Raw genomic sequence first — 600 nt, 5'->3', positions numbered from 1 at the left:
GCAATTTCTTTAATTGAGCCACAACATATTGTAGGTATTCAGGTAAATGACGTTGTAGGGTTAGGATGAAAGTCCCTTCTCCGCTGGCTCCACCTCCACCTCAACTCCCTTGGAGCTGGGCATTCCACTGCCTTGAGTATCAGTCCCCACCAGTTGATTAGCCAAAGGGCCGGAAGGGACAAAGATGATACCGCGGGGCACCTTCCCCTCCTGGCAGGTGAAAAGAGCTACTCCCGCATCCGTCCTGGCCTTGATCCTGTCTCCCTCTTTGAGACCCCTGCTGTCCAGATCTTCTCTATTCATTTCGGCTCTGGCGGTCTCCTCAAGGTAATCAGGAGAATCCTTGCCCAGCATAGAGCTACATCCCTGCTTAAGGGTGCGGCCTGTGATGAGAATCAGTTTCATCTTCCCTATCTCAATTCTGCCTCGTTGTCTTAATGTAACAACATTATGGGGTAGGAGTTACGCAGTTGACTGCCTAATCCCCTAGCCAGTATGGTTATAACATAACCTGCAAGAAAAGGTCAAGTTCTATTGGTAAGGAGGTTGGAGAGAATATGAACCCACCCAAATGCGATGACCTGGATTACATCCACTTTC

1 protein-coding gene is annotated in these 600 nt (G+C 49.2%); it reads right to left on the bottom strand.

Translation table 11 applies throughout. The features are described 5' to 3' along the window. Window positions 1-60: 60 nt before the first annotated feature. Window positions 61-405, bottom strand: a complete 345-nt coding sequence (locus HW443_RS12625; RefSeq protein WP_176235756.1) for a molybdopterin dinucleotide binding domain-containing protein — start codon at window positions 403-405, stop codon at window positions 61-63. Window positions 406-600 lie beyond the last annotated feature (195 nt).

It is taken from the genome of Candidatus Hakubella thermalkaliphila (assembly GCF_013281975.1).
Lineage (GTDB): Bacteria > Actinomycetota > Humimicrobiia > Hakubellales > Hakubellaceae > Hakubella > Hakubella thermalkaliphila.
This window is presented reverse-complemented; position numbering and strand designations above follow the sequence as displayed.

Excerpts from the sequence above, each read along its gene's own strand:
- HW443_RS12625 (WP_176235756.1), bottom strand. The coding sequence starts at position 405 with ATGAAACTGATTCTCATCACAGGCCGCACCCTTAAGCAGGGATGTAGC.